The organism is Microcoleus sp. S36a_B3 (assembly GCF_036700745.1).
GTDB lineage: Bacteria > Cyanobacteriota > Cyanobacteriia > Cyanobacteriales > Microcoleaceae > Microcoleus.
The window spans coordinates 351,638-357,637 of sequence record NZ_JAUBPN010000004.1 but is presented as its reverse complement, the minus strand read 5'-3'; the positions used below and the strand labels follow the sequence as shown (position 1 = coordinate 357,637).

The 6,000-nt window shown below is 45.4% G+C and carries 6 protein-coding genes; all 6 read left to right on the top strand.

Annotated elements, in window-relative coordinates:
• Positions 1–645 precede the first annotated feature (645 nt).
• The 6 genes from QUA01_RS27340 (at position 646) to QUA01_RS07440 (ending at position 5,796) form a co-directional block, all read left to right on the top strand.
• Positions 646–867: an allophanate hydrolase-related protein gene (locus QUA01_RS27340; protein ID WP_442921534.1), complete on the top strand. Its 222-nt coding sequence runs from the start codon at positions 646–648 to the stop codon at positions 865–867.
• Positions 868–931: 64 nt separating this feature from the next.
• Positions 932–1,669, top strand: coding sequence for a calcium-binding protein (locus tag QUA01_RS07460; protein WP_333088392.1), 738 nt, complete (start codon positions 932–934; stop codon positions 1,667–1,669).
• 579 nt (positions 1,670–2,248) lie between these two features.
• Positions 2,249–3,190, top strand: coding sequence for a tRNA pseudouridine(55) synthase TruB (gene truB, locus QUA01_RS07455; RefSeq protein ID WP_333088389.1), 942 nt, complete (start codon positions 2,249–2,251; stop codon positions 3,188–3,190).
• Positions 3,121–3,849 carry an NADPH-dependent F420 reductase gene (locus QUA01_RS07450; RefSeq protein WP_442921533.1) on the top strand — a complete coding sequence of 243 codons (729 nt, stop codon included), beginning with the start codon at positions 3,121–3,123 and terminating at the stop codon, positions 3,847–3,849. The genes truB and QUA01_RS07450 overlap by 70 nt, the downstream gene beginning before the upstream one ends.
• Before the next feature lie 10 nt (positions 3,850–3,859).
• Positions 3,860–4,090: a membrane protein insertion efficiency factor YidD gene (gene yidD, locus QUA01_RS07445; RefSeq protein WP_194012858.1), complete on the top strand. Its 231-nt coding sequence runs from the start codon at positions 3,860–3,862 to the stop codon at positions 4,088–4,090.
• Between the two features lie 491 nt (positions 4,091–4,581).
• A complete protein-coding gene (locus QUA01_RS07440; RefSeq protein ID WP_333088383.1) occupies positions 4,582–5,796 on the top strand; it encodes a response regulator in 1,215 nt (404 codons plus the stop codon).
• Positions 5,797–6,000 lie beyond the last annotated feature (204 nt).

The window sequence follows — 6,000 nt, the reverse complement described above, 5'->3', positions numbered from 1 at the left end:
TCTATCAACGGCTAAGTTTTAGTCTGAGATTACAAAAAGCGCTCCTAGAAATAGGGGCGCTTTTTGTTTGGGGAAAATTCTGTATTTGTATTAGCACTTACGCACGGGTGGTCAAAAACCGGGTTTTACGAAAATTTTTCGTTATAGTCCACAGATTAGCTAAAAAACCCGGTTTCTTTGGTCTAATGGGTAAGTTCTTGCGATCGAGTTTTATTCGCGGATGGCAGATCAATATGATGCGCTGAATGCTTTTATGCGATCGTTGAGATAGAAGTTCAGAAGTGCGATTAAAAAAAAATTATGAAACCTCTTGCACTCATGCACTCTCCTCTCTTGAAGTTATCTGCGTTTATCTGTCTGTTATCTGCGGTCACTCTATTTATTAATTAAATATTTTGCATGGTGCGTCACTTTGGCATTTTTTGCCCAAACTATCTGTCATATCAAATCCGGTAGCATCGGAATGATTCAGATATATATTCTCGGACTCTGTGTACTCTGCGTACTAATAAGGTTAAATCATTCCGATACAAGCGGAAACGATATCACAGGTGATGCACCCTACATCTATCTGTTAATAATCAAATAGCGATCGCCCCATCCCCTCTCCAATAACAAAAGAAGACCGATCGCACCCAAAATACTCTGGATACCGATACCGCAGGATCGCGGGGGGTTCCCGCTGCTTTTACCAACGTCGAAGTTTGGGAGTGGTCGATCGCAACTTTGGGCCGATTTGTCGCTCAAATTAAGTGGCCGCTGGGAATCGGTACGCTAATGTTGGAGGACGGCTCCATGGTGCAGGGCTTTTTGTGCGAATCTTATGCTGTCGCAGGTGCGATGGATATTTCTAATTTCGGCGGTTGACGAGCTGATAACTCCGGCTTTTAAGCTAAGTTAGAATGGCAAATTTCTACCACTGTGCCAAATCATGCCATCAGCAGTACCTAACATTATCATCATCACAACTCCAACCCCCTCCAGCGGTGGTACCAGCCCCGGAGGGTCAGTGAAGGCCAAGAATGGCACCAGCGGCCCCGACTCCCTCAGCGGTACTGGGGGCGCAGACTTGATATTCGGTTTGGGCGGGGCTGACAGCATTTTCGGCTTGGGGGGAAACGATTCCCTCTACGGCGGCGACGGCGACGACTCAATTACAGGCGACGCGGGCAATGATTTGCTGTTTGGCGGTTCAGCCCGCGACAGCGTTTTCGGCAACGCGGGCGACGATACTGTCTACGGCGGCAAAGGTGCTGACTCGGCAAGCGGCGACGAGGGCAATGATTTGCTATTTGGCAACCAAGATAGCGATACTTTGTTGGGCGGCGCGGGCGATGATACCCTGTTTGGGGGTACTGGTGACGACTCGCTGTTTGGCGGTATTGGCGATGATTGTTTGTCGGGCGATCGCGGCAGAGATACTTTAACTGGCGGCGCTGGAAATGATACTTTTGCGATCGGGCGTTTTGCAGATGGCGATGTGATTACCGATTTTACTGTTGGTACTGATAAAATTCGCTTGAGTGCCGGCCTCACCTTTGGCGAACTCAATATTTTCGCTGGATCTGGAACTTCGACGAGTACAATTATTCAAATTACAAGCAGCAAGGAAATTCTGGCTACTGTATTGGGAGTTACTTCTATCCCTAGGGCGGACTTTATTTTTTAATTGGGAATCGATAATCGGGAATTGGTAATTGGGAATTAAGCTTGCGGGTACTTTTGAATCTGAAGTTTTTAATGTTGAAGTTTTCAACTCAGGTAAGGCTTGGGCGTTGTCAGTAACCAAGATATCTCAAAACTTTTCAACTTCCTTCTACCTTCTTCCATCTATTCCTGAAACTTGTCAAAAAATCCGTTGCCGAACTTCCTTCTGACCAATGACCAGTGACGGATGAATGGTGAATAATGAATGATGAATTAGAGGGCAGATTTTGCCTTTTTTCTAGTTACTTGTATCATATGTTATTAGCTAATATTACCCTAAACAATGCTAATATCTATTGATTTATGACTAATAGATAAGGGTAATTCTTGCTTTTTTTGTTCATTTTTATCATGTATTATTAGCTAAAACTGACCCATAAAATGCTAATAATTGATAACGATTATTCGACTTCGCTCAGGCTAAAATAACTAACAACTAACAACTGCCAACTAACCACTGACAACTACCAACTAACAACTAACAACTAACAACTGCCAACTGCCAACTAACAACTGCCAACTAACAACTGCCAACTGACAAATGACTATAGACGGTTTTCTCAATCTTAACAAACCTGCGGGCATGACATCTCACGACTGCGTGGGGCGAGTGCGCCGAATATTGCAACTCAAGCGAGTCGGACACGGAGGAACCCTCGATCCTGCGGTGACTGGCGTTTTGCCGATCGCCCTGGGTAAAGCAACCAGACTGCTGCAATTTCTCCAACACCATAAAGCTTACCGAGGTACGATTCGGTTTGGTTTAAGTACCGCTACCGACGATTTAGAAGGAGAAATCATCCATTCTCAACCTGTGCCGGATTTGAGTTTAGAAAAAGTCCAAGCTGCACTGCCGAATTTTCTGGGAAAAATTGAGCAGTTTCCGCCGAGTTTTAGTGCGGTTCAGGTGGGAGGAAAACGTCTTTATGAGTTAGCTAGAAAAGGCGAAACTCTGGAAGTGGCTGCTAGAAATGTTGAGGTTTTTCGGCTGGAAATCTTGGATTGGCGGCCGGGGGATTTTCCTGAGTTGGATTTGTCGATCGCCTGCGGGCCAGGTACTTACATTCGGGCGATCGCGCGGGACTTGGGTGCACTGTTGAATGCAGGCGGTACTTTGGCTAGTTTGACTCGTACCGAAAGCAGCGGTTTCTCGATCGACCAAAGTCTCACTTTTGCAGAATTGGAACAGCAAATACAGGAGAATACATTCAGCCCGATTTTGCCCTCGGTGGTTTTGGGACACCTAGGCGCGATCGTCCTTTCTCCTGAATATACCAAACGCTGGTTTCAAGGACAGCGCCTCCCCATTCCCGAAACAATAACACCGCAGGAAACACAGAACAATTCCCCCGCAAACTTAAACTTAATACCCCAACCTCCCTATCCCTTGCAAGTTTACGATACAAATGGTAAATTCTTAGGTATCGGTCAAGTAGCTTCCTCAGAAACAAGTACCATATTGTCTCCTCAAATTGTGCTTTAGTTATCCAAGAGGTAAAAATGAAAATAGGTATAATTGGCGCGGGAAATGTTGGCGGAACTCTGGGACGAATTTTAAGTCAAAAAGGTCACTCGGTTGTATTTGGTGTCAGAGATCCGCAGAGCGCAAAAGTACAGTCTGCTGTAGCTTCTACAATAGGAAATGCACGAGCCACTAGCCTTGTAGAATCTGCCAGTAACGGTCAATTTTTTATCTTAGCAACGCCTTGGAATGGCACGCAAGAGGCGATCGCCGCTGCGGGAGATGTGACTGGAAAAATTATTATTAACGCTACAAATCCGATCGAGCTGACACCCGCTGGACTTGCTGCAGGACTGACAATCGGACACACAACTTCGGCGGCAGAAGAAATTGCAAAATGGGCGATCGGATCGCAAGTTGTGAAAGCTTTTAACAACATCAGCGCAAGCTGTTTAAAAAATTTGCACTTCTGTTCGCAAACAGCAACCGCTTTTATTTGCGGAGACAATATAGATGCCAAGAAAATTGTCACTAATCTCGCGCAAAACATCGGATTTGAAGTTGTAGATGTCGGGGAACTCAAGCAAGATCGATTGCGGAAACCGCTGGGGATGTTGTGGATTAACCTAGCTTTCAGCGGTATGGGACAAGATTTTGCGATTAACTTAATCCAGCGCTGAGGTGAAAATTGTGAAAGCATTGCCGATCGGATTAATTCGATGCTACAAAATGGTGATTTCTCCTTACTTACCTAACGCCTGTAGGTTTCAGCCCACTTGTTCGCAATACGCGATCGAAGCCATAGAAAAATTTGGGACACTCCGCGGCAGTTCAATGGCCGTTAAGCGGATTTTGCGCTGTCATCCTTTTCATCCTGGGGGTTACGATCCAGTACCTCCCAAGGATAACGAGGAAAATTAATTTTTAGTTGTCAGCATAATTTTAGCTATTAATTAGTGCGATCGAGAGGCTTTGCACCCTCATGGCTAACACTCCCGAGGGGAATTATACCATTTGAAATACTTCGACTTCCTTCGGCTACGCTCCTCGGACAAGTCGCCCTCCAAGTTTGAAATTGAACAATTGAAAATGGCTGATGAATTAAGGGTTTCCAACCAGGGCAAAGGAGTTGCATTATTCTAGGGGATTGATACCCCGACCCGATCCTGGGTATGGTGTATTGATAACAACAAAATTGGATCGGTGCCGACAAGAGTACGCTCGATCGATTGGGTACTCTTGTCGGCACATATTCGTTTTGGTTATGGTCATCGATCTGACATGATATGATGCGGTTAAATTCGCAGCACAAAGTTTTTTTTAATGAATAAAATTCAGTAATATTACTGTTATTGTTCACAACTCAGCAGCTATATAATGGTACAAACAGAGTACAGGGGATGCGAGTTGATATGTCTGCTACCGCAATCGGATACAAAATGTTGTCCCATACTATGGCCGTGCTCGGCCAAAAACAAGCAACTGGAAAACTCCTGTTAGAACAAGGGGAACAACAGTGGCAACTTTACTTTTTTCAGGGTTGTTTGGTTTATGCTACAGGAGGATCGCACAGGGCGAGGCGCTGGTACAGGGCGATCGGGCAACACTGTCGCAACTTTCAAGTCGATCTTAGAGACCTTGATGCTGGGGAACTTTGGGAATATCAACTGCTTCAACGAGGGATAGCAGACAGCGAAATGAGCCTGGAACAAGCTAAGGCGATCGTCCGCAGCAGCATTTCCGAAGTGTTCTTTGCTCTGATCGGTCAATCGGGTTTGCGCCGGGAGTGGCGTCCCTCTTCAAAATATTTTTCTAAAGTTATCTCTACTTTGATGCTGTCCGTAACGGAAGTAGAGCAAATTTTGTGTTCTACAGAACAAATTTGGCAGCAGTGGAAAGCAATGGGTCTGTGGCTGGTAGATCCAGAACAAGCACCGCTTTTAAAAGCGTCCGCCGAATTGCAGAAAAATCGATTTAGTTCTAATTCTTTGATGGCTTTGGCTAACGTCTTTAACGGCGAAAATACTCTTTGGGATATTGCATTTAAGAAAAAACAGTGCGTCACAGTGGCAACTCGCGCTTTAGTTAATTACATCAAGCAAGGTTTAGTAAATTTCCGCACAGTACCAGATTTACCATCGCCGATCGAACAGTGGCGCCTTGCCGCTGCGATCGCCCGCCCCGGTCGCCCTTTGATTGCTTGTATCGATGACAGTCCCACAGTCTGCGAATTTTTAGAGCAAATTTTATTGCCGGCAGGGTATCGAGTCCTAAAAATTCAAGACCCGATGCAGGGAGTGGGCATTATTGCCAAACACAAGCCTGATTTAATTTTTATGGACTTAGTGATGCCGAATACAAGCGGCTTTGCTTTGTGCAATTTTTTGCGAAAAACACCGGCTTTTCGCGAAACTCCGATCGTGTTTTTGACAGGTCAAGCCAGTATAATTGACCGCACGCGAGCAAAATTAACAGGTGCTTCCGATTTTTTGAGCAAGCCTGCGAGTCCAGAACAGGTTGTGCAAATAGCTGATAAGTATTTGAAGGCAAAAGGCGATCGCAGCCCTTTAGCCACGCGCCACCACGATTTACTCAATTCGCACCAACTTACCTTAGTAAATTCTTGAACCAAAATTCTGCTTAAAAAGTATCGCTGCCGATCGCGCGGATCAGCCTCAGGCGCACTCTACAATCATTTAGGCCGCAAGCAAGCTCTCAACCGTGACAGTCATCAGTCATGAGACTTGAGTTGCACTCAATCGCAAACAAAATTGAATGTATCTGCGTCCATCAGTGTTTGTAACCTTGAAATCTGCGGTTAACATCATCAG

Bases quoted from the DNA above. Each gene is read 5' to 3' on its own strand.
- QUA01_RS07460 (WP_333088392.1), top strand. From the start codon at position 932: ATGCCATCAGCAGTACCTAACATTATCATCATCACAACTCCAACCCCC.
- truB (WP_333088389.1), top strand. From the start codon at position 2,249: ATGACTATAGACGGTTTTCTCAATCTTAACAAACCTGCGGGCATGACA.
- QUA01_RS07440 (WP_333088383.1), top strand. From the start codon at position 4,582: ATGTCTGCTACCGCAATCGGATACAAAATGTTGTCCCATACTATGGCC.